Consider the following 20,117-nt stretch of genomic DNA (forward strand, 5'->3'; position numbering starts at 1 on the left):
CCAGTGGCGAACTCAATTCGATTGCCACCCTGATGTCTCAGGGCACCAACGAACAGTTCAGCCGCACCGATCAGGTGGCCACGGCGATGAACGAAATGTCAGCCACCGCCCAGGAAGTGGCGCGCCATGCCGCTGACGCCGCTCGGGCTGCGGACGACGCCGACCAGTCAGCGCAGCAGGGTGAACAGGTGATGCAGAGCACCATCCACAGCATCACTCAAATGCGTGGCGAGATCGCCAACACCGCCACGGTGATCCGTCGTCTGGAAGCTGACAGCGGCCGGATTGGCAAGGTGCTGGAAGTGATTCAAGGGATCGCCGAACAGACCAACCTGTTGGCCCTCAACGCGGCCATCGAAGCGGCCCGTGCCGGCGAAGCCGGGCGCGGTTTCGCAGTGGTCGCCGATGAGGTGCGCAGCCTTGCCCAGCGCACCGCGGCCTCGATCACCGAGATCAACCAGATCATTCAGACCGTGCAAACCGGCGCCGTGGATGCGGCTCAGGCCATTGAGAGCGGCCAGTCGCGCAGCGAGCAAAGCGTACAGCAGGTGACCGAAGCGGGGGCCATGCTGGAGCGCATTACCGAGGCCGTGGAAGCGATCCGCGACATGAACCGGCAAATCGCTACCGCCGCCGAGGAGCAGACGTCGGTGGCCGAGGACATCTCACGCAATCTCACCGAGATCACCTCGATTGCCAGTAACAACCTCGACAACGTTCAGCGCACTGAAGCGGCGAGCCGCAATCTGCATGGCTTGTCGGGGCAGTTGAATGAGGTCACGGCACGTTTGAGCGCCTGAGACCGAGCGCTCTGTATCGGCCTGCTCACCAGGCCGGTACACGGACGCTCTCAAGTGCGTTGATGACCGGGTATCTGCCCATTATCAGGACAAGCGCCGTGGTCAGCGTCACTTGGCTTTCGATCAATTAGGCCCGGCTCAACCCGAGCAAGACCGGTATTGCCGGCAAGGCCAGCAGTGATGATCCCAAGCGCGATACGCTGAAAGCCTTGCGCAAGCCGGTCGCCGCCGCACCAAAAGTCATGGCGGCCACAGCACAAGGCCGCGCTCCGGTAACCGGGCGCGGCCTTGTGCTGTGGTGGCGTTTAGTTGTCTTGCTTGTTGCTCAGCACCTTGCCGGTCTTGGCATCCAGGTCCACGTCCCACTCGATGCCTTTGCTGTCACGCAGTTCAACCTGATAGACATAGGTACCGGTGGCGGTCTGGTCCAGCTCGGTGTCGGTAATGCTGGCGGCGGTGGTGCCGGGGTGTTGGGCCAGAGCGGCCTGGTTGAGTTTTTCCAGGTCCATGATGGCGCCGGATTTGAGCAGGCCCGGGATCAGGTCCGGACGCACGTCGGCCTGGGCAAGACCTGCGGTCAGGGTCAGGGCGGCGGCGGCAAATAGGGCGGAGAACTGGGTCATGTTTTGATTCCTCAGGGTGATGGGTTTCGATGGGCACAGGTTAGCCAATGCAACTTAATTCACCCTTAATTCCGCTGAGTGTTTGCGCCGTTTGTTCAAGCCAGGGTGTGCGGGCCGGTTGCAAGCTGGCGTCTCCCTTCAAGGAGACACAGTGAATGAAACGACTGTTTGCGTGGTTGTATGGCCCGTTGTTCTTTGGCGGATGGATTGGCGGCGGGTTGTACTGGATGAGCGGCGAGCACGCCTCGGCGCTCGGGTTGCTGGTGCTGTTCGCGGCGGCGCTGCTGGTGTCCTTTCTGGCGGAGTGGTTGTTGCCTTACGAGCGGGCCTGGAATCGCTCGCAGGGGGATCGACTGCGCGATGGCTTGCATGCCCTGGTCAATGAAAGCCTGAATGCGCTGGGCCTGTTGGCCTTGCCAGGGCTGGTGGCACTGCTGGCCTACGATGGCTTGTGGCCCGGGGGCTGGCCGCTCTGGGGGCAACTGCTGCTGGCGATAGTGATCGCCGATTGCGGGATTACCCTGGCTCATTACGGCAGCCATCGCTGGGCTTGGCTCTGGCGCCTGCATGCGGTGCACCACAGTGTGCAGCGTATGTACGGTTTCAACGGGCTGCTCAAACACCCCTTGCACCAACTGCTGGAAGCTTCGGCGGGGCTGCTGCCACTGGTGCTCATGGGGATTCCGTTGCCGGTGGCGCAGCTGCTGGCCCTGGCTATTGCTATTGAGTTGTTGTTGCAGCATTCCAATGTCGATATGCGCCTGGGCGGATTGCGTTGGGTATTCGCCTGGGCGCCGGTGCATCGCTTTCATCACATGAAATACGGCCGTGCTGGCGATGTGAATTTTGGCTTGTTCTTCAACTGCTGGGACAGGCTGTTGGGCACTGCGTTCTATCGGCACGACTACTCGATGCGTCACGGCGACCTGGGCATCGGCAGCCGTCCGGACTATCCGCAGGACTACTGGCCGCAGGTGCTGGAGCCGTTCAAGGCCCAGTGCTACGCGGCAGAGCCCAAGGTGCCCGAGGCCCTGCGCCGTCCGCTCAATCGAGCAGGCGGGGGCTGAGGCTTTTCAGGGTCTGGCCGGCGGTCACCCCGAACAGCGCCTTCAAGGTGCGCGAGAAGTGCGCGCTATCGGCAAAGCCGGCACTGTGGGCCGCCTGGGTCATGGCCTGACCGTCGAGCAACAAGGCCATGGCCAGGCGCAGACGGCGCCAGAGCACCAGGCGTCGCACCGGCAAGCCCACATCCCGGGCGAACAATCGCTCCAGTTGGCTCAGCGATACATGGGCCTGGGCAGCCAGTTGCGCTGCCGCCACTTTGCCCCCAAGGGTGGCGTCTACAGCCCGCAGAGCCCGAGTCACGCGGCGGTCGGCAAGCGGCTGGCGCGGGCAGGCGCGCAGTGCCGCTTCCAGTCCAGACAGTGAGGTTTCGGCGCGCAGGACACACGCCTGCAGGTCCGCAGCAGCGATCGACAGTGGCTCGGCGTAGACCGTGAAGGTGCTTGTCGGAGCCTGGAGGATGGCGTGGCGCTGCAAGCCTTGGATCAGCACGAAGTGAGCGCTGTGCCGAGCGCCGTCGAGCTCCACCGTGACCGCTTGCTCGGGGGCGATGATCAGTTGATGGGCGTAGTGGGCATGGCGCGCGGTGCGCCCCATTAAGCCGTGGACCAGGCCGAAGTCGCGCCCCAGCCAAAGCTCGCCGCTCCAGTTTGAGGCGCACATTCAGTAACCGCTGGCCTCCAGCAACTGGGTCGCGCTGGCGTTGCTCGAACGCTTCAGGTACTTGAGCAACTCGGCGCTGCGGTTGGTGAACATGCCATCGACCCCAGCGTCCATGGCTTTCTTGAAATCCACGGGGTCATCAAGGGTGTAGGCGTGCACCAAGAGGCCTTGGTCGTGGGTGTATTGATTCATCCACGGCTGTACCAGATCTGCGTAACTCTGCTCGCCACCCGCGGTGAGGGTCGCCGAAGGCCCTGTGCCGATGGCGCCTTGGGTCTTGGCGTAGTCGACCCAGCGCTTGAACTCGGCTGGGTCCTTGGGCTGCTGCCTGGCGTAGAAGGCCGCCTTGTCGGTTTCGCCGCTGCTGGCGAAGGCCTGGCCAGAGGCTGGTTCGATGTAGCCGGGAGCAATCCACAGCAAGAGGATTTTCGGCACCTTGGGCATGGCCTCGTGCAGCAGTTCCAGGCTGCCTTTGTCGAAGGTCTGCAACACCACCTTGCCTTTACCCTGGCCCACCGCCAACTCGCTTTTTGCCAGCTTGGAGCCCGCCGAGCTGAGCCAGCCACGGTCCTGAAGCTTTTCCTTGAGGTCATGCTCAATGCCGGGGAAGAGCTGCGGTTCCTTGGTTTCGATATAGAGCCCGGGCTTGTGCTGCGGATTGCCTTGGGCGATGTCGATGATTTCATCCAGGGTGAGAATCTTCAGGCCGGCAAAGCCAGGCCGTGCGCGATCCGGGTAGGCCTGGTTGAACCAACTGCCGGCGTCGAGGGTTTTCAGCTCCGCCATGGTGAAGGCATTGGCCGGGCTGTCTTTGCGTTGGGGGAATTTTTGCGCGACGTCGGTGGTGCGTTGCAGGTTGTCGTCGTGCAGGGCGAAGAGCACGCCGTCCTTGCTGCGTTGCAGGTCCATTTCCAGGTAGTCAGCGCCCAGGTCGCGGGCCAGACGATAGGCGGCTGCCGTGGATTCGGGGGCATCGTAGGAGGCTCCGCGATGGGCGATCACCGCCGGTCGCGGAATGCCCTGGCGCGTGGCCAGCGCGCTTGGGGCAGGCTGTTCAGACGCTTGAGCCAGGCCGCAACCGAGCATCAGGCCCAGCATCAGGGCGCAAGGGGAAAAGGTCGCGGGCATGCTCGAAATCCTTTCGTGGGGGCAATGACAAGGACGTATCTTTTAGCAACTCAATGACGCTTGTGCTATCTCCAGCGCGACATAAACCCCGCTCATTTGCATGTTTGAGGGTTTTTCCCGGTACTTTGCAGTACTCTTGTGCGCTGCAGTTTCCCCAGCAGAGGGAAGCCTGAAAACACCTCTTTCCTTGCCTCGCGTGTAGACCATCGATCACCCAGTCCTGTGGGACTTACCGTGAGGTTTACCATGAGCATCACCTCTGAACTCATCTGCCAGGCTGCCGACCAGCTCAAGGGTTTTGTCGGTTTCAATCGCAAGACCGGCCGTTACATCGTGCGTTTCAGCGAAGACTCCTTCGGCATGGATGTGGCCGACGACGCCATAGTGCCGGCCAGCGAATTTGTCTGGGCGCCGGTGTCCGATCAGGCCATGAGCCTCAAGCGCGAGCAGATCCAGTTGTTGCTGGACCAGAACATCGACGACCGGATCAACATCAGCGAACCGCTACGGGTCTATATGCGCCGTAGCGATCTGCCGGAAATCCAGGCCGTGCGCAGCCTGTTGCCGATGGCTCAGGATTGATCCGGCGGCAGGCCTGAACCGCTGTAGGCCGCGGTTCAGGCCTGGGCTTGAGGGCCGAAGGCATAGGCCCGTTCGACCTTGCTGACCCGGGTATGGCAGGACTGGTACCAATCCTTGCGTCCGCGCTCGCGGATGGCGCTGTGTTCGGCGTGGTGCTTCCACGCCAGGATTGCCGCCTCACTGCTCCAGTAGGACACGGTGATCCCGAAACCGTCCGCGCCCCGAGCCGATTCGACCCCGAGAAAGCCCGGTTGCCGGCGCGCCAGTTCCAGCATGCGCTCGGCGGCCTGATCGTAGTCGGGGTCCGCGGCGCCGCGTTGGGAGCTGAAGATCACGGCGTAGTAGGGCGGGGCGGGTGCCTGGCCGATCATCCTCGGGTCTCCAGGCAGGCATTGAGCAGGGCGCTGACCAGGGGGGGCGTGTGGCCCTTGAGGGCCGCGCGTTCGGGCTGGAACAGAGTGGCGACGAAAAATGGATGATCGGCGAGCTCCACGGCGCGCAGATCTCCCTGGCGGTCGTGGCCGCTGGCACGCAGGGTGCCAGCGAGCAGAGGCCCGGCAAAGTCCGGATTGACGCCGTAGTGGCAGCGATAGCCTTCCTCGATGCGCCGGGTGCCATAGGCCTTGGCGATCCGACTGCCGTCTTGCAGTTCGATAGGCTCACGGGCCTCCACCAGGGCACAGCCCAATGGGGTGAGCAGTGCGCGCTCGGCATCGGGGGCGATCTCGCCGTGTTCGGCATCGGACCAGCCCAGTACGTTGCGCGCGTATTCCAGGAGCGCATGCTGAAAGCCGCCGCAGGTGCCGAGGAAGGGGCGCTGTTGCTCCCGGGCCACGCGGATCGCCAGCAGTGCGCCATGGATATTCCGGTAGGGGCTGCCGGGCACGCACCAGATGGCGTCGAAGCCTTGCAACAGGTGCTCGCGAGTCAGATCAGGAGTGGCCAGCCATTGCACGTCGAGGGTGATTGCGACGTCGGCTGCGGCCTGATCCAGGGCCAAGGGAATGGCCTGGTGCGCGCTGATCAGTGGGTCGTGATCCCCCACCAGGGCGATGCGCAGGGTGGGTGGCGAGGTGGGTGCTTGCATGGGCTTCTCCGGTAAAGGCGCTGACTTGTCGATTGCCTGAGGCCACTATAGATTGGCGTCCATGCAATCAATATTGGCGTTTACCCAAGTGATCAATGCAGCAGCGCACTATCGGCTGGATTACCCGGACCTGTCGCTGGTACTGGCCCTGGTCCGTGGCGGCTCCCTGGCCCGTGCCGCAGCCCTGCTCAAGGTCGATGTTTCGACAGTGTTTCGCGCGGTGCGCCGGTTGGAGGCCGGGCTCGGCCAGCAACTGTTCGACAAGAGCCGCGCCGGCTATCTGCCCACCAGCCTGGCCCAGGCCCTGGCACAGCAGGCTGAACAAGCGGAGCAGGCGCTTGAAGCGGCACGGATCGGCGTGGCCCAGGGCGGTGAAGTGGTCAGTGGCACGGTGCGCCTGACCTGTACCGATTCGGTGTTGCAGGGTCTGTTGCTGCCGGCCCTGGCGCAGTTCATGCCCAAGTACCCGGCGTTGGTCATCGAGCTGTGCACCTCGAATGACTTCGCCAACCTCAACCGCCGCGATGCTGATATTGCCCTGCGCCTCACCGCGACTCCTGCGGAGCATCTGGTGGGGCGCTGCCTGGGAACGGTGTCGTACCGGGTATGCGCCAGCCCGGTGTATCGACAACGGGTCGATTGCAGTGACCTGGCGCAGGTGGCGTGGATTGCCCTGGATGACGTTCTGCCGGATCACCCCACGGTGGTCTGGCGCCGTCGGCAGTGGCCTGGGGTACAACCCAGTTATCGCTGCAACAGCATGCTGGCGGTGACCGAGCTGGTGCGGGTCGGCCTTGGGGTGGCGGCGTTGCCGGACTTTCTCATGGGCGGCGATCTGCAGGCCTTGAGTGAGCCCTTGGGCCATGACACCGCGCTGTGGCTACTGACCCGGCCGGACTGCCGGGCCCTGCGCTCTGTGGTGACGTTGTTCGATGAGCTGGCGCATCACGTGCGCTGGCCCTGAAACACTCAGGTTTTCGAGTGGGGCTGATGTACAACGTGCGCGTGCATCTTGCTGGTGAGGTTCTCGATGCGCTCGCTCAACTGTTTGGTCATTTGCGTCAGGCGGGTGTTCTGCTTCAGCCGTTCGAGCAACTGCGCGACGGTCTGCGCGGCCTGTGCCTGACGTTCGCTGATGGCAACGGCCAGGGGCTCACGGTGCTGTACATCGGCTTCCACCTGGGCTTTCCCGCGCTGCCTGGCGTGTTTGCGCCAGGAGGATCAGCGGCGCGGCATAGGCTGCCTGCAGGCTGAAGGCCAGATTCAGAAGGATGAAGGGGGAGAGGTCGAACTGGGCAACCCTTGCCTCAGATCCCCCCGCGCTCACTGGCGAGCATGCTGACGGCTTGCACCGCATCGCTGGCGCCGTCACGAATCTGCAGGATGACCGTACCGGTCTGATCTGCCAGTTGCACGCCTTTGGCCGCGCGTTCGCGACTGCCATCCATGCTTTTGATCGCTTGTTGGGTTTCGCTCTGGATCATGTCGATCATGCTGGATATTTCCGCCGTGGAACCACTGGTGCGTGCCGCCAGTTGCCGGACCTCATCGGCCACCACGGCAAAGCCGCGCCCCTGTTCCCCGGCTCGGGCCGCCTCTATGGCTGCATTCAGGGCCAGCAGATTGGTCTGGTCGGCAATCGAACGAATGGTGTTGACGATGGCGGTGATCTGCTCGGAACGCTCGCCGAGTTTGGCGATCAGCGATGAGGCATCCTCAATGTTGTCGACAATCTGTCGCATCTCGCTGGCGGCCTGCTGGATCACCCCCGTGCCTTGTTCGGCGACTTTTCGGGTTTGCACCGAGATGTGATACGCCTGGCTTGCGCTTTGCGCGTCCTGTGCGTGCTTTTCCACCTGAGGGGTGACGTTGACGGCGTATTTGACCACTTTGTACACGGCACCGGATTCGTCACGGATAGGGTTGTAGCTGGCCTCCAGCCACAGGCTCTGCCCAGCGCTGTCGAGCCGTTCAAAGGTCCCGGACTGGAACTGGCCGTCTTTCAGGCGAGACCACAGTTGTTGGTATTCGTTGCTGCGCGCGTATTGCAGGGTGCAGAACAGGCGGTGGGACTGGCCGATCACCTGTTCTTGGCGGTAGCCCAGGGTCTGGAGAAAGTTGTCGTTGGCGCGCAGCACCATGCCGTGCAGGTCGAACTCGATTACCGCCATGGAGCGATCAATGGCCTTTAGCAGGCGTGATTGTTCGGCAACGTTTTTGTAAGGAGTCAATCATTTTGTTGTGGCGGTTAAATAGCATGTTGGCAGATGCTCTATGGGAGAAACGTTGCGTCGATCTCTATTGAATGCGCCGGTACGCCGAACGCCTCCTGGCGTTCGGCATTCTCTGCTCAATGTCAGCGTTCCATGACTGACAGAAAAACTCGCAGCGATGAAGCGGGATGAGATTCCGGGGGAACGTCTGGCCCTGCTTCATGAGTCAATTTTGCGACTGCAAGTCGATTTAAGTGGACTGAGTATCAAGGGTTGCAGGGGGATTGAAGTGAGGATTCTTCTGCAACAAAGTGGCCGCACTACGGTGGCAGTGGCGCTGGAAAACCCCAATAAACTTGTACGGAAATGTTGTTCGTTTTGAGTTCGTATAAGTTTTGAGGGGGGTTATACCGGTTGTGTCCGAGAGACATGAGCCTTGCCGCCATTGCTGGCAATGCGGTTACGTCCGCTGTTTTTTGCCAGGTACAGGGCCTTGTCTGCTGCGTTGAGCCAAGACGCGGGGTCCTTGAAGCCAGTGTCGAAAGCGGCCAGGCCGATGCTCAGGCTGACCTTCAGTTCGCTCACATCAGGGTGCTGGTACTGGTTGAAGACCTGGCGCAGGCGCTCCATGATGTCCGCCGCCTGCTGGTGGCTCATGCGCGGCAGGATCACGCAGAACTCATCGCCCCCGTAGCGTCCGGCGAGGTCGTCATGGCGCAGGTTGCGTCGCAGCTCGCTGCTCAGATGGCGCAGTACTGCATCGCCAATGATGTGCCCATAGGTGTCGTTGATGGCCTTGAAATGGTCGATGTCGATCAGCGCGATGCTGGCTTCGATCTGCTGTTGCTGGCACTTGTGGAACTTGATATGCAACAGGTCTTTCCAGGAGCCGTGATTGAGCAGGCCGGTGAGGCTGTCGGTGCGGCTTAGGGCGCTCAGGGCACGCTTATGCTTGGACAGCGTGATTGCCAACTGGTAACAGACCATGCCCACTGCCAAGGGGTAGAGGATCAACATGGGCAGACAGGCGTAGATTTGCCACGGGTTGATCTGGTTGCTGAAATTGGCCCCCAGCAGCGCCCAGGAGAGCAGTACGCCGACGCCTTGGGCGAGGCTGCCGCGAAGGAACAGGCGCAAGCCGCCCGCAGCCACGTTGTTCATGGCCATCATCGACAGAATGGTCACCGCCGGCAGTGGGTTGAACTGCATGCTGGCGGCCCAGAAACCGCCCAGCAGTGAGTCGTACAGTACGTTGCGGCGTTCTGCCTGGTAGGGAAAAGTCGAGCGGCTGGAGAGTTGATAAGCCAGATGTGGCCAGATCAGGCCGTGGAACAGCAGCAGTGCCCATATCCAGTGAGGCATGCTCAGGGGGTAGAGCGCGGCGAACACACTGATGCCGCCGATACCCAGGCCGATGATCCTGGGTCGATAGATGCGTTTGGCAAATGACAGTCCTTTGCCGCGATGGTTTTCCATAGATTTGTGCACCAGATGTTGTACTGAAACACCTTGTGGTGTTTTTACGGCGTTGCCGTTGATCGGATCAGTTTGGTGAATATTGTCATTTATTCCAGTGAAATTAATCAGTGTCCTTCGAAGCCATTTCACAGTAGACGGCAACATGGACGCACCGTTGTCCACGCTGGACGGCGGGTATCGGCTGTTGGAAGGGCCCTGGCTCAGGCTTGGTAGTGGGCGAGAAACATGTCCAGTGCCGAGTCGATAACCCGGGTCTGCATGTCTGCCTCCAAGGGAGCCTGGCCGAGGGTGATTTGAGGCCAGAAGGCAAAGCTTTTGAGCAGGCCATGCATTTGCGTTGCGGCGAACTCCGGGTCCAGCGGTTTTAGGCGGCCGTCGGCCAAGGCCCCGCGAATCCATAGCGTCAGCCCTTCCTCCCGTTCGCCGAGCCGCGCCACCATGTCTTGTGCCCGCTCGGGTGAGTGGATGGTGGCGGCGATAGCCACACGAGCCAAGTCGAGGAAGTTGTCGTCGGCCAGCAGTTGCAGCTTGGCCCGCAGTACCTTTTCCAGCTGCTCGCGAAGGGACCGGTCACTGCGGTAGGCCACCTCCGATTGCGCGCTGATGCTGGTCCAAAGTTGATGCAGGATCTCGGCGAACAATTCTTCCTTGCTGGGAAAATGGTTGTACACCGTGCGCTTGGAAACTCCGGCCGTGGCAGCGATCTTGTCCATGCTGGTGATCTGGAAACCGTTGGCGCGGAATTCGCGGATTGCCGCTTGGATGATGGCATTGCGTTTGAGGTCGGTGAGGCGCTTGGGGGCTGTCATAAGTTAGTTTCGATGAAGGTGGGCAGTGACGACACTGGGCAGTCTACGTTGTCTTAATCCTGTTGCAATGTAGAAACTACACCGTGTAGTGTAATTTCTTGGGGTGATGGTTGCGACTGATGCTTGCGTGCTTGAGCCGGTCAATCGTCCCGCAGAGCAACCTCCGAACCTTGCCACGCTGCATGGAGTCACTTCAGTCATGGTCACTGTCTCATCCTCATCCTGCGGTACCCGCCAGGAAACCTCCCGCCATGAGCAGGGAGCCTTTCGTAATCATGCCCCGGTGCGTCGTGCCAGCGTCGGTAAAACCCTGCAGATTTTCTGGAACATGCTGTTCCACAAACCGCGTAATACGCGTCCGGCCGGGGTCATTCCGCTGCAGCCACTGACGCGCGAGCAATTGCTGGCAGCGCCCAACCACAGTGTTTTTCGCCTTGGGCATTCCACGGTGTTGCTGAAAATGCGCGACAGGTTCTGGATCACCGACCCGGTGTTTGCCGAGCGCGCGTCACCGGTGCAATGGGCCGGGCCAAAACGCTTTCACTTGCCGCCCATCAGTCTGGATGCACTGCCAGCGATCGAGGCGGTGATCCTGTCTCATGATCATTACGATCATTTGGACCATCAGACGGTGCTGACCCTGGCGGCCAAGACCCGGCACTTTCTCACCCCGCTGGGAGTGGGCGACACCCTGATCAAATGGGGTGTGCCGACGGCCAAGGTTCGCCAGTTGGATTGGTGGCAGGGGTGTGAAGTCCAGGGGATTCGCTTTGTCGCCACGCCGTCACAGCATTTTTCCGGTCGTGGTCTGTTCGATGGCAACCGCACCTTGTGGGCGTCCTGGGTGATGATCGACGGGCCGAAGCGGATCTTCTTCAGTGGCGACACCGGTTTCTTCGACGGCTTCAAGCGCATTGGCCAGCAATACGGTCCGTTTGACCTGACGCTGATGGAAACCGGCGCCTACAACGTCGAATGGCCTCATGTGCACATGCAGCCGGAGCAAACCTTGCAAGCCCACATTGACCTGCAAGGTCGCTGGCTGCTGCCGATTCACAACGGCACCTTCGACCTGGCCATGCACGCTTGGCATGAACCTTTTGATCGCATCCTGGTCCTGGCTCGGGAGCGCAACATCAACATCACGACTCCACAGATGGGGGAGCCCTTCAGTCTGAGCCAACCCTTGCAGGGAGGGGCCTGGTGGCTGGAGGTGGAAGGAGCCCTGGATCAGGCGGGCGTCGAACCTGCCTGACCCAGGACGACTTGGACAGGCATAGCGCATGACAGCGTTCACGTTGCCATCAAATCAGGCCTAAACCCCGACCTTTCCAGTCATTTGCTTGGCTATGCACCGGCGTTGAATGTCGGACTCAAGTCGGCATGCAGCGGGCGGGATCACTCGATCATGGCGTAGTCAGAGCGCTCCATGGGATTGGGGGTGGCGCCCTTGATGTTCATGCCTCGACCCGGAGTGAAGCCTGGAAAGAACACCAGTCCTTGAGCTTCAAGACAGAACGCCAGGGCCAGGCGGGTCACGTCACGCACTGCGTAACCGGCCTCGAAGCGTTGAATGGCGTGCACCGAGACAGTGGACTCACGAGACAGTCGCTCCATGTCCCAATCCAGCATGTCACGGGCTTGGGCGCAGTGCTGTGGAGTGAATTGATAGAGGGCGATACGTTCCAGGGTGATTTTCATCGCTAGAGAGGCCATGGTTTTCTCCGGAAGATTAGGCAGTGCGTTAGTGTTGTACTGGATATTTGTACAGTTGTTTTATCCCCGGATCAAACTCAATTTCTGCCACCGCGCAAGCCTTTGGTCACAAGGTTTTTCCTCAACTCGGCAGCTATCGGTTCAAGTAAGTGCTGGGCGACTGCCCCAGCACCCGACGGAACATCGTGGAGAACGCACCGGGGCTGTCGTAACCCATGTCCATTGCGATTCGGGTGACAGGCTCCTGCGCCGCAAGCCGTGCCAGGGCCTGGATCACGCAGGCGCGTTGTCGCCATTGCGCGAAGCTCATGGCGGTCTGCTGGCGAAACCAGCGATTGAAGGTGCGCAGGCTGATGTGCAACTGCTGCGCCCAGTGCTGGGAGGATTGGTGGATGTCTGGTTGTGCGAGAAAAGCCTGGCACAGTGCCAATAACGGCGCTGCTGTCGGTAAAGGAATATGCAGTGGCAACGCAGCGCTGCGTTGCACTTCATGTAGCAGCAGCTTGACCAGTAACCCGTCGCGTCCGTCCTGATCGTATTCCAGAGGCATTTCAACCGCCTCCAGAAGCAGTTGGCGCAGTAAGGGGGAAACGCTGATGACTCGACAGCCGCCGCTATCGAAGGGCGCCGCGCCAGGTTCGATGTACAGACTGCGAGTGCTGACCCCGAGCATCAGCACCTCATGTTCCATCTCCGGCGGTATCCACACCGCGCGCTGCGGCGGCACGACCCAATGGCCCTGATCGGTACCTACCTGCATGACCCCGGTGGCGCCGTAGAGCAACTGTGCCCGTCGATGACGGTGACGCGGCAGGTGTTGGCCATCGGCGTAGTCGGTGCCGATGGCCAGCACGGCACGCGGCGTGTGATCGAGTTGCTCGATGGGGATATTGCGCATGCCGATAGCGTCCTGTGTTTGGCGAAAACGCCAACATTATTGGCCAGCTTGCTGAAGTCGGCCAGGCACTAAAACCCTATTGTTCGAGGCTTCTGTACAACTGGATGCTGTTCGATGTTCTATCTATTGCTGGCACTGTTTGGGTGCGTCACTGGTATCAGCGCCGTGCTGTTCGGTTTTGGTGGCGGTTTTGTGGTGGTGCCGTTGTTGTATTGGATGCTGCTGGGCAGCCAGGGCGCGGATTCAGCGGCGGGGCAGTCGGCGATGCATATTGCGGTGGCAACCTCGACCTGTGTGATGATCGTCAACGCGCTGGTTGCCAGTCGGAGGCATCAGCGTGCAGGCAACCTCATTCGTCATTACCTGTGGCCCTTGAGCGCCTACATCGGTTTGGGAGCAATGTTCGGTGCGGCTGCTGCCATGTGGGTCAGCGGCGAGTTGATCCGCTATGCCTTTATTGTCTACCTGGGCGTCACCATTGCCGATTGCCTGCTGCGACGTGGTTTTCTTGAAGCGTCAAAAGAGCAGAAGGTGCGTCGATTGGGGGGCAGCGAAACTCTCTTTGGGGGGGTAGGAATAGGTACCATTGCCACCTTTCTTGGCGTTGGCGGCAGCGTCATGACCGTACCTTTATTGCGCCGTTGCGGCCTGTCCATGACCCAGGCGACGTCCATGGCCAACCCCCTGAGTATTCCCGTGGCATTGGCGGGAACCGCTACCTACTTGGCCTTGGCCCGCTTCAGCCGGTTCGACTTGGGGCCTTGGTTCATCGGCTATGTCGATTTGCTGGCGTTCACGGTGTTGACCCTGGGCTCACTTCTGGGCATCCGCTTGGCTACGCCCTGGATCGGTCGTATCCCTGATCGTGTACATGCCCGGGTGTATATCGGCCTGTTGCTGTTGGTGCTGATCAGCATGGGCCTGAAGTGATCACGGCGTCACCTTGGGCAGGGTCGGGATTGCCGTTTGCAGCTATTTTGCCTCCAGGCCCGGTGCTTCACGGATCACGAAGTGGTCCAGGTTCTCGATATTGGCGCTGAACACCCCGAAGGTCGCTTCTGGGTTCTTCTTGCTCGGCACTTGCTTGAGTGTCGGAGTGACGCCGTAGAAGAAACAGTACAACCCACGCTGACTGTCGATGGCAGCCTTGATTTCTTCCAGGAAGGCGTTGCGCTTGCGGTAGTTGTCGATCAGTTTCTTGTTCAGATAGACGTTGACCGAATAGGGCTTTTTCTTCGATTCACCGACTTCCTTGAACCAGACCTTGGGCTCGAAATCGATGCGAAAGCTCTGGGTGTAGTCCTTGATCTGTTTGATCTTGCCCCAGTAGATCAGCCCTTTGTTGTCCAGCAGGTACTCGATCTTCTTGAAGAACGAAGCATAGGAGGCGGTGTGCTCACCGATCTTCAGCGGCATGCGCTTGAGCAGTTCCTTGTCGTCGATATTCGACACGAAGCACTCCACCGGATGGGCGAAAACGCTGGTCTTTTCCGGGGTCGAGTCGCGCCCGGCGTAGGGCTTCTGCGGGCTGGCGCTGGCGACTGGCGGGTTGTCCCGGGGCGCCTCTGGCGTCGTCGGGCTGGTCGGTCGACGCCCATATTCGCGGCGGGTCAGTAGCAATTCCGAAGGGAAGTGCTCCTCGCGCTCATCCTCGGCGGCAGCGCCTTCTCCAACGCTCGCGCCTTTGCTGACGCCATAAGGGCAGCTTTCTATATGCAGCGTGCCGGGCAGGTTCTTGAAGTGCGGGGTGCGGATGTAATTGACGTTCTTGGCATTGAAGGTGCCCAGTTGATTGGTGGCATCGAAGGCGGCACGACATTCATCGTTGGGGCACTGAAAGCGTTCCAGGGCCGAATCGAACGCCACGGTTTCATCGAAATTCAAATCCCGCACGTCATAGATCGACAGCGTGTCGTCGAGGCTGATGCAGTAGGCAGTATCGAATTTCATGAGCGCTTGAGTCCTTAAGCGGGGGAGGACACTTTATAACGGCAGGTCTTGAAGCCTGCACGCACTTTAATGGACGGTGGAATGAAGCCGGCAATGTGGATTATCGCGGGCAATAAAAAACCCTGAGCCAGTCAGGGTTTTTATTGGATTCATCGATCAGGGAATCAATCCCAGCTCAATGCACCGCCAGTCTGATACTCGATTACACGGGTCTCGAAGAAGTTCTTCTCTTTCTTCAAGTCCATGATTTCGCTCATCCATGGGAACGGGTTGGTGGTGCCTGGGTACTCTTCTTTCAAACCGATCTGTGACAGGCGACGGTTGGCGATGAACTTGAGGTAGTCCTCCATCATGGCCGCGTTCATGCCCAGTACGCCGCGTGGCATGGTGTCGCGAGCGTATTCGATTTCCAGTTGGGTGCCCTGGAGAATCATCTGGGTGGCTTCTTCCTTCATTTCGGCATCCCACAGGTGCGGGTTTTCGATCTTGATCTGGTTGATCACGTCGATGCCGAAGTTCAGGTGCATGGATTCGTCGCGCAGGATGTATTGGAACTGCTCGGCGACGCCGGTCATCTTGTTGCGGCGGCCCATGGACAGGATCTGGGTGAAGCCGCAGTAGAAGAAGATGCCTTCCAGCACGCAGTAGTAGGCGATCAGGTTGCGCAGCAACTCCTTGTCGGTGTCGACGGTGCCGGTTTCGAACTTCGGATCGGAGATCGAGCGGGTGTACTTCAGGCCCCAGGCGGCTTTCTTCGCGACCGATGGAATCTCGTGGTACATGTTGAAGATCTCGCCTTCATCCATGGCCAGCGATTCGATGCAGTACTGGTAGGCGTGGGTGTGGATCGCCTCTTCGAACGCCTGGCGCAGGATGTACTGGCGGCATTCCGGGTTGGTGATCAGACGGTACACCGCCAGTACCAGGTTGTTGGCAACCAGGGAGTCGGCGGTGGAGAAGAAGCCCAGGTTGCGCATGACGATGCGGCGCTCGTCGTCGGTCAGACCTTCCGGGGTTTTCCACAGGGCGATGTCGGCGGTCATGTTGACCTCTTGCGGCATCCAGTGGTTTGCGCAACCGTCCAGGTACTTCTGCCAGGCCCAGTCGTATTTGAACGGCACCAGTTGGTTGAGGTCGGCGCGGCAGTTGATCATGCGCTTTTCATCAACGGCAACGCGGGCGGAAGAACCTTCCAGCTCGGCCAGGCCTTCAGCGATGTCGAGCTGGTCCAGAGACGCTTTGGCGCGGGCCACGGCAGCAGAGTCGTTGGCGGTCACGGCGCGGGCTTCCAGAGCCGCGGCACCACCGGCGCTGTCGAGGCGGTCCATGTTGGCTTCGGTCGCGTGGCCGGCGTTGGTGCCTTTGACCGCAACTTCGCCTTCTTCTTTGTCGAATTCGTCCCAGCTCAGCATGACGTGTCGTCTCCTGCTTGAGGGCCAGATGCCCGTGTGAAAACAAAAGGGTTGGCGTTTCACACGGCGCGACTGGCCGCGTTAAATCAATGAGAAATCGTTGTTTGCAGCATGACGCAGGCAATAAACGAAAAATTCGTGTCCGGGTGTCCTGTGGCTGCTGTCGAGCGGAGCTGAGGGTGTCGGCTCACGCTGAGGATTCAGCAGGTGGTTGGCATCCGCTAAGGGAATGTTGCAGGCCCGTTTTGAGGACGCATTATAAGGATATTTTCGGTGACGTGGGGCGACCGATAAGCGCAGGCGAGCCTGAGAAAGGGGGGGACTAAGAGCAAAGCGCGGGTTTATAAGGCTTTGGTCGCGGAAGATTTTTTTTTGCGCTCGAAAAAATCAGCCGGAAGTGGCCAAAAAACAGCCAATTTTACTAGATGTTGTGTTTTTGCAAGCCATTTAACTGCTTTCAACACAACTGGATTGGGCTCTGGAAGGGGGGGGATTCTGACTTCTGAATGGGCGAAAAGAGTGCATGCGATGGCCATGGTCGCACGTCGAGGCAGTGATGCTCATGAGCGGGCTCTGGACGGGAGGCTGGCGAGGTATCTTTGCCGCAAGAGGGATTTCTTGCGGCCGTCAGTCGTCAAGGTCCATGCAATCAACTTGGCTATTAACCGTTAGAGCAACCATTGCCCATGACGCGGTATTGAAGAATATGCCGTTGGCCGTGGGAGTCTTCATATTCCATACGTGCGGGTACAACTTCGCATACGTTTGGAACTTCGCTCATGGAGATAACTTTGGCGATATCCAGATCAGTGGAGTAAGTGTATTCCTCTACCGGTACTTGCTGATTGGCGACATCAGTCGGGATCTCATCAGCCATTGCGGTAGCGCACAGGCTGCTGAGGGCCAGAGCTAATAAAGCTTTCATTTGTGTTTTACCTTTCTAAGGTCGTGTGGGGTCACGCAGCCTTTGTGGGGCTGCGTGTGGAACTTGAGTAGAAGATTGATTAACTGCCTTCGTGGGGGCTGCAACTTGGTTAATCAGTTTGCCTGTTTGGCGAGGCTGATTTTAGGCCTGCGGACGGACCTCATATAGGCGTACTTTTGATAAACACCTTTGACAGTTTTTGTAACAATCGCCGAGAAAGCCCCTTTTCAGGGGCGCAGTTGAACTTTTTTGTTTTTTGTGGAGATGGCGCTAAGCAGCGATCTTGAGGGGTTCTTATCGATGTCGGGGTATTTCGCAGGGGGTTGTTACTACCATCGTCGAATGGTTCTATAGGCGCCCCCCGGCTACAACGGGGTCATACAAAAACAACTATGTCACCGAGGTAAGAAAGATGAGTGCGGCTTCTCTGTATCCCGTTCGTCCCGAGGTTTTGGCCAATACGCTGACTGACGAGGCGACCTACAAGGCCATGTACCAGCAGTCGGTCGTGAACCCGGACGGTTTCTGGCGCGAACAGGCCAAGCGTCTCGACTGGATCAAGCCTTTTACCACGGTGAAACAAACTTCCTTCGACGATCACCATGTCGACATCAAGTGGTTCGCCGATGGCACCTTGAACGTTTCCTACAACTGCCTTGATCGTCATCTCGCCGAGCGTGGCGATCAGATCGCGATCATCTGGGAAGGCGACGATCCTTCCGAAAGCCGCAACATCACCTACCGCGAACTGCACGAAGAAGTTTGCAAGTTTGCCAACGCCCTGCGTGGTCAGGACGTACACCGCGGTGACGTGGTGACTATCTATATGCCGATGATTCCCGAAGCGGTGGTGGCCATGCTGGCCTGTACCCGTATCGGCGCAATCCATTCGGTGGTGTTTGGCGGTTTCTCCCCTGAGGCCCTGGCCGGTCGCATCATCGACTGTCGCTCGAAAGTAGTGATCACTGCCGACGAAGGCATTCGCGCCGGTAAGAAGGTGCCGCTCAAAGCCAATGTCGACGACGCCCTGACCAACCCGGAAACCAGTAGCATTCAGAAGGTCATCGTGTGCAAGCGCACTGGTGGCAACATCAAGTGGAACCAGCACCGCGACATCTGGTACGAAGACCTGATGAAGGTCGCCGGCAGTGTTTGCGCGCCAAAAGAGATGGGGGCCGAAGAAGCGCTGTTCATCCTTTACACCTCCGGCTCCACGGGCAAGCCCAAGGGTGTGCAGCACACCACCGGTGGTTACCTGTTGTATGCATCCCTGACCCATGAGCGGGTGTTCGACTACCGTCCGGGCGAAGTCTACTGGTGCACCGCGGACGTCGGCTGGGTCACCGGCCACACCTATATCGTCTATGGCCCGCTGGCCAACGGCGCCACCACCGTGCTGTTCGAAGGCGTGCCCAACTACCCGGACGTGACCCGCGTAGCGAAGATCGTCGACAAGCACAAGGTCAATGTCCTTTACACCGCGCCAACCGCGATCCGCGCCATGATGGCCTCGGGCACGGCTGCCTGCGAAGGCGCCGATGGCAGCAGCCTGCGCCTGCTGGGTTCGGTGGGCGAGCCGATCAACCCCGAAGCCTGGGACTGGTACTACAAGAACGTCGGCCAATCCCGTTGCCCGATCGTCGATACGTGGTGGCAGACCGAAACCGGCGCCACCCTGATGAGCCCGCTGCCAGGGGCTCATGCCCTGAAGCCGGGTTCCGCGGCGCGTCCGTTCTTTGGCGTGGTGCCAGCCTTGGTGGATAACCTGGGCAACATTATTGAAGGCGCGGCCGAGGGCAACCTGGTGATCCTCGATTCGTGGCCTGGTCAGGCACGCACGCTGTATGGCGACCACGACCGCTTTGTCGATACCTACTTCAAGACGTTCCGTGGCATGTACTTCACCGGTGATGGTGCTCGTCGCGATGAAGACGGTTACTGGTGGATCACCGGCCGGGTGGATGACGTACTCAACGTTTCCGGGCACCGCATGGGCACCGCGGAGATCGAAAGCGCCATGGTCGCTCACCCGAAAGTTGCCGAAGCGGCGGTGGTTGGGGTTCCTCACGACATCAAGGGCCAGGGCATCTATGTCTATGTGACCCTCAATGGCGGCGAAGAGCCGAACGAAGCCTTGCGTCTGGAGCTGAAAAACTGGGTGCGTAAGGAAATTGGCCCGATTGCCTCGCCGGATGTCATCCAGTGGGCACCAGGACTGCCGAAAACCCGATCCGGGAAGATCATGCGGCGGATCCTGCGCAAGATTGCTACCGCGGAGTACGACGGTCTGGGAGATATCTCCACCTTGGCCGACCCAAGCGTGGTGCAGCATCTGATCGATACTCATAAGACCATGAACGTCGCCTGAGGCGGCTTCTGAGTCATCCAGCCCCGCTCGGCCTCGCGCCGGGCGGGGCTTTTTGTGCGGGGCGATTTGCTGCCGCGCAGCTTCTACGGAGTTGTGTGGCCGGTGTAGAGCGGCGGGGCCAGAGAAGAAAGGCGCGAATAAATATCGGATTTATCCAGCAGACGCCTCTGAATGTTACCGATACTGCCGAAGATGTAACCCCGTGCTCGTTTTCGGGGCCATGGGAAACGTCGGGCCCCATTTATGGGCCTTTATCGCCTCATGCGTAATGAGTTATTACGCTGCGCTTGCCGGAATAGAAGGCTTTGCCAATAATAGGCCCGCAATTTGCAGCATGTATCGGTTCCCTGTCTTTTGCTCTTGCATAGAATTGAAGAGCTGTCAATGCGCTGATCCGGCATT

The 20,117-nt window shown here is 59.7% G+C and carries 20 protein-coding genes and 1 pseudogene; 7 read left to right on the top strand and 14 right to left on the bottom strand.

The window, feature by feature from the left end:
• Positions 1–95: 95 nt before the first annotated feature.
• Positions 96–800 (top strand): methyl-accepting chemotaxis protein, encoded by a 705-nt coding sequence (locus PLD_RS31070; protein ID WP_371929004.1) that lies wholly within the window; start codon positions 96–98, stop codon positions 798–800.
• 305 nt (positions 801–1,105) lie between these two features.
• Here PLD_RS31070 and PLD_RS08085 read toward each other — a convergent pair whose 3' ends face one another.
• Positions 1,106–1,423 carry a PepSY domain-containing protein gene (locus PLD_RS08085; RefSeq protein WP_159891536.1) on the bottom strand — a complete coding sequence of 106 codons (318 nt, stop codon included), beginning with the start codon at positions 1,421–1,423 and terminating at the stop codon, positions 1,106–1,108.
• A 155-nt stretch (positions 1,424–1,578) separates the two neighbouring features.
• On the opposite strand from PLD_RS08085, the gene PLD_RS08090 reads away from it, so the two are divergent.
• Positions 1,579–2,490 (top strand): sterol desaturase family protein, encoded by a 912-nt coding sequence (locus PLD_RS08090; RefSeq protein WP_159891537.1) that lies wholly within the window; start codon positions 1,579–1,581, stop codon positions 2,488–2,490.
• Here PLD_RS08090 and PLD_RS08095 read toward each other — a convergent pair.
• Both PLD_RS08095 and PLD_RS08100 read right to left on the bottom strand, forming a co-directional pair.
• Entirely contained in the window at positions 2,468–3,148 is a 681-nt protein-coding gene (locus PLD_RS08095) for a helix-turn-helix domain-containing protein (RefSeq protein WP_159891539.1), read from the bottom strand. The two genes, PLD_RS08090 and PLD_RS08095, sit on opposite strands and share 23 nt — an antisense overlap.
• On the bottom strand, positions 3,149–4,276 hold the full coding sequence (locus PLD_RS08100; protein WP_159891541.1) for a glycerophosphodiester phosphodiesterase: 1,128 nt from the start codon (positions 4,274–4,276) through the stop codon (positions 3,149–3,151). It lies immediately after the preceding gene.
• A 246-nt stretch (positions 4,277–4,522) separates the two neighbouring features.
• Between PLD_RS08100 and PLD_RS08105 the strand changes: the two genes are divergently transcribed.
• Positions 4,523–4,858, top strand: coding sequence for a DUF2025 family protein (locus PLD_RS08105; RefSeq protein WP_159891543.1), 336 nt, complete (start codon positions 4,523–4,525; stop codon positions 4,856–4,858).
• A 35-nt stretch (positions 4,859–4,893) separates the two neighbouring features.
• Here the strand turns inward: PLD_RS08105 and PLD_RS08110 are convergent, their stop codons facing one another.
• Both PLD_RS08110 and PLD_RS08115 read right to left on the bottom strand, forming a co-directional pair.
• Positions 4,894–5,229: an antibiotic biosynthesis monooxygenase gene (locus PLD_RS08110; protein ID WP_159891545.1), complete on the bottom strand. Its 336-nt coding sequence runs from the start codon at positions 5,227–5,229 to the stop codon at positions 4,894–4,896.
• Positions 5,226–5,945 (bottom strand): CTP synthase, encoded by a 720-nt coding sequence (locus PLD_RS08115; RefSeq protein WP_159891547.1) that lies wholly within the window; start codon positions 5,943–5,945, stop codon positions 5,226–5,228. The genes PLD_RS08110 and PLD_RS08115 overlap by 4 nt, the downstream gene beginning before the upstream one ends.
• A gap of 61 nt (positions 5,946–6,006) precedes the next feature.
• Between PLD_RS08115 and PLD_RS08120 the strand changes: the two genes are divergently transcribed.
• A complete protein-coding gene (locus PLD_RS08120) occupies positions 6,007–6,909 on the top strand; it encodes a LysR family transcriptional regulator (protein ID WP_178116136.1) in 903 nt (300 codons plus the stop codon).
• 5 nt (positions 6,910–6,914) lie between these two features.
• On the opposite strand, the pseudogene PLD_RS08125 reads toward PLD_RS08120, so the two are convergent.
• From PLD_RS08125 to PLD_RS08140, 4 genes and pseudogenes are all read right to left on the bottom strand, one after another.
• Positions 6,915–7,245: pseudogene (locus PLD_RS08125) on the bottom strand (DUF1003 domain-containing protein); the annotation flags it as partial.
• 7 nt (positions 7,246–7,252) lie between these two features.
• On the bottom strand, positions 7,253–8,176 hold the full coding sequence (locus PLD_RS30925; RefSeq protein ID WP_371928961.1) for a methyl-accepting chemotaxis protein: 924 nt from the start codon (positions 8,174–8,176) through the stop codon (positions 7,253–7,255).
• 387 nt (positions 8,177–8,563) lie between these two features.
• Positions 8,564–9,634, bottom strand: a complete 1,071-nt coding sequence (locus tag PLD_RS08135) for a diguanylate cyclase (protein WP_159891549.1) — start codon at positions 9,632–9,634, stop codon at positions 8,564–8,566.
• A 203-nt stretch (positions 9,635–9,837) separates the two neighbouring features.
• On the bottom strand, positions 9,838–10,446 hold the full coding sequence (locus PLD_RS08140; RefSeq protein WP_159891551.1) for a TetR/AcrR family transcriptional regulator: 609 nt from the start codon (positions 10,444–10,446) through the stop codon (positions 9,838–9,840).
• Positions 10,447–10,645: 199 nt separating this feature from the next.
• Between PLD_RS08140 and PLD_RS08145 the strand changes: the two genes are divergently transcribed.
• Positions 10,646–11,701: an MBL fold metallo-hydrolase gene (locus PLD_RS08145; protein ID WP_159891553.1), complete on the top strand. Its 1,056-nt coding sequence runs from the start codon at positions 10,646–10,648 to the stop codon at positions 11,699–11,701.
• Positions 11,702–11,844: 143 nt separating this feature from the next.
• Here the strand turns inward: PLD_RS08145 and PLD_RS08150 are convergent, their stop codons facing one another.
• Together PLD_RS08150 and PLD_RS08155 are read right to left on the bottom strand one after the other, a co-directional pair.
• Positions 11,845–12,162, bottom strand: a complete 318-nt coding sequence (locus tag PLD_RS08150; protein WP_159891555.1) for an XRE family transcriptional regulator — start codon at positions 12,160–12,162, stop codon at positions 11,845–11,847.
• Positions 12,163–12,295: 133 nt separating this feature from the next.
• The gene (locus PLD_RS08155; protein ID WP_159891557.1) at positions 12,296–13,060 is read right to left on the bottom strand and encodes a helix-turn-helix transcriptional regulator; all 765 of its coding nucleotides are present in this window, start codon (positions 13,058–13,060) and stop codon (positions 12,296–12,298) included.
• A 114-nt stretch (positions 13,061–13,174) separates the two neighbouring features.
• Between PLD_RS08155 and PLD_RS08160 the strand changes: the two genes are divergently transcribed.
• Positions 13,175–13,990: a sulfite exporter TauE/SafE family protein gene (locus PLD_RS08160; protein WP_159891559.1), complete on the top strand. Its 816-nt coding sequence runs from the start codon at positions 13,175–13,177 to the stop codon at positions 13,988–13,990.
• A 42-nt stretch (positions 13,991–14,032) separates the two neighbouring features.
• Here the strand turns inward: PLD_RS08160 and PLD_RS08165 are convergent, their stop codons facing one another.
• From PLD_RS08165 to PLD_RS08175, 3 genes are all read right to left on the bottom strand, one after another.
• Positions 14,033–15,010, bottom strand: a complete 978-nt coding sequence (locus PLD_RS08165) for a hypothetical protein (RefSeq protein ID WP_159891561.1) — start codon at positions 15,008–15,010, stop codon at positions 14,033–14,035.
• Positions 15,011–15,174: 164 nt separating this feature from the next.
• On the bottom strand, positions 15,175–16,422 hold the full coding sequence (locus tag PLD_RS08170) for a ribonucleotide-diphosphate reductase subunit beta (protein ID WP_159891563.1): 1,248 nt from the start codon (positions 16,420–16,422) through the stop codon (positions 15,175–15,177).
• A gap of 661 nt (positions 16,423–17,083) precedes the next feature.
• Entirely contained in the window at positions 17,084–17,347 is a 264-nt protein-coding gene (locus PLD_RS08175) for a DUF2790 domain-containing protein (RefSeq protein ID WP_159891565.1), read from the bottom strand.
• Between the two features lie 412 nt (positions 17,348–17,759).
• Between PLD_RS08175 and acs the strand changes: the two genes are divergently transcribed.
• Positions 17,760–19,715, top strand: coding sequence for an acetate--CoA ligase (acs, locus tag PLD_RS08180; protein WP_159891567.1), 1,956 nt, complete (start codon positions 17,760–17,762; stop codon positions 19,713–19,715).
• Positions 19,716–20,117 lie beyond the last annotated feature (402 nt).

This window comes from Pseudomonas sp. LD120, assembly GCF_009861525.1.
GTDB lineage: Bacteria > Pseudomonadota > Gammaproteobacteria > Pseudomonadales > Pseudomonadaceae > Aquipseudomonas.

Excerpts from the sequence above, each read along its gene's own strand:
- PLD_RS31070 (WP_371929004.1), top strand. The coding sequence starts at position 96 with ATGTCAGCCACCGCCCAGGAAGTGGCGCGCCATGCCGCTGACGCCGCT.
- PLD_RS08085 (WP_159891536.1), bottom strand. The coding sequence starts at position 1,423 with ATGACCCAGTTCTCCGCCCTATTTGCCGCCGCCGCCCTGACCCTGACC.
- PLD_RS08090 (WP_159891537.1), top strand. The coding sequence starts at position 1,579 with ATGAAACGACTGTTTGCGTGGTTGTATGGCCCGTTGTTCTTTGGCGGA.
- PLD_RS08095 (WP_159891539.1), bottom strand. The coding sequence starts at position 3,148 with ATGTGCGCCTCAAACTGGAGCGGCGAGCTTTGGCTGGGGCGCGACTTC.
- PLD_RS08100 (WP_159891541.1), bottom strand. The coding sequence starts at position 4,276 with ATGCCCGCGACCTTTTCCCCTTGCGCCCTGATGCTGGGCCTGATGCTC.
- PLD_RS08105 (WP_159891543.1), top strand. The coding sequence starts at position 4,523 with ATGAGCATCACCTCTGAACTCATCTGCCAGGCTGCCGACCAGCTCAAG.
- PLD_RS08110 (WP_159891545.1), bottom strand. The coding sequence starts at position 5,229 with ATGATCGGCCAGGCACCCGCCCCGCCCTACTACGCCGTGATCTTCAGC.
- PLD_RS08115 (WP_159891547.1), bottom strand. The coding sequence starts at position 5,945 with ATGCAAGCACCCACCTCGCCACCCACCCTGCGCATCGCCCTGGTGGGG.
- PLD_RS08120 (WP_178116136.1), top strand. The coding sequence starts at position 6,007 with ATGCAATCAATATTGGCGTTTACCCAAGTGATCAATGCAGCAGCGCAC.
- PLD_RS08135 (WP_159891549.1), bottom strand. The coding sequence starts at position 9,634 with ATGGAAAACCATCGCGGCAAAGGACTGTCATTTGCCAAACGCATCTAT.
- PLD_RS08140 (WP_159891551.1), bottom strand. The coding sequence starts at position 10,446 with ATGACAGCCCCCAAGCGCCTCACCGACCTCAAACGCAATGCCATCATC.
- PLD_RS08145 (WP_159891553.1), top strand. The coding sequence starts at position 10,646 with ATGGTCACTGTCTCATCCTCATCCTGCGGTACCCGCCAGGAAACCTCC.
- PLD_RS08150 (WP_159891555.1), bottom strand. The coding sequence starts at position 12,162 with ATGGCCTCTCTAGCGATGAAAATCACCCTGGAACGTATCGCCCTCTAT.
- PLD_RS08155 (WP_159891557.1), bottom strand. The coding sequence starts at position 13,060 with ATGCGCAATATCCCCATCGAGCAACTCGATCACACGCCGCGTGCCGTG.
- PLD_RS08160 (WP_159891559.1), top strand. The coding sequence starts at position 13,175 with ATGTTCTATCTATTGCTGGCACTGTTTGGGTGCGTCACTGGTATCAGC.
- PLD_RS08165 (WP_159891561.1), bottom strand. The coding sequence starts at position 15,010 with ATGAAATTCGATACTGCCTACTGCATCAGCCTCGACGACACGCTGTCG.
- PLD_RS08170 (WP_159891563.1), bottom strand. The coding sequence starts at position 16,422 with ATGCTGAGCTGGGACGAATTCGACAAAGAAGAAGGCGAAGTTGCGGTC.
- PLD_RS08175 (WP_159891565.1), bottom strand. The coding sequence starts at position 17,347 with ATGAAAGCTTTATTAGCTCTGGCCCTCAGCAGCCTGTGCGCTACCGCA.
- acs (WP_159891567.1), top strand. The coding sequence starts at position 17,760 with ATGAGTGCGGCTTCTCTGTATCCCGTTCGTCCCGAGGTTTTGGCCAAT.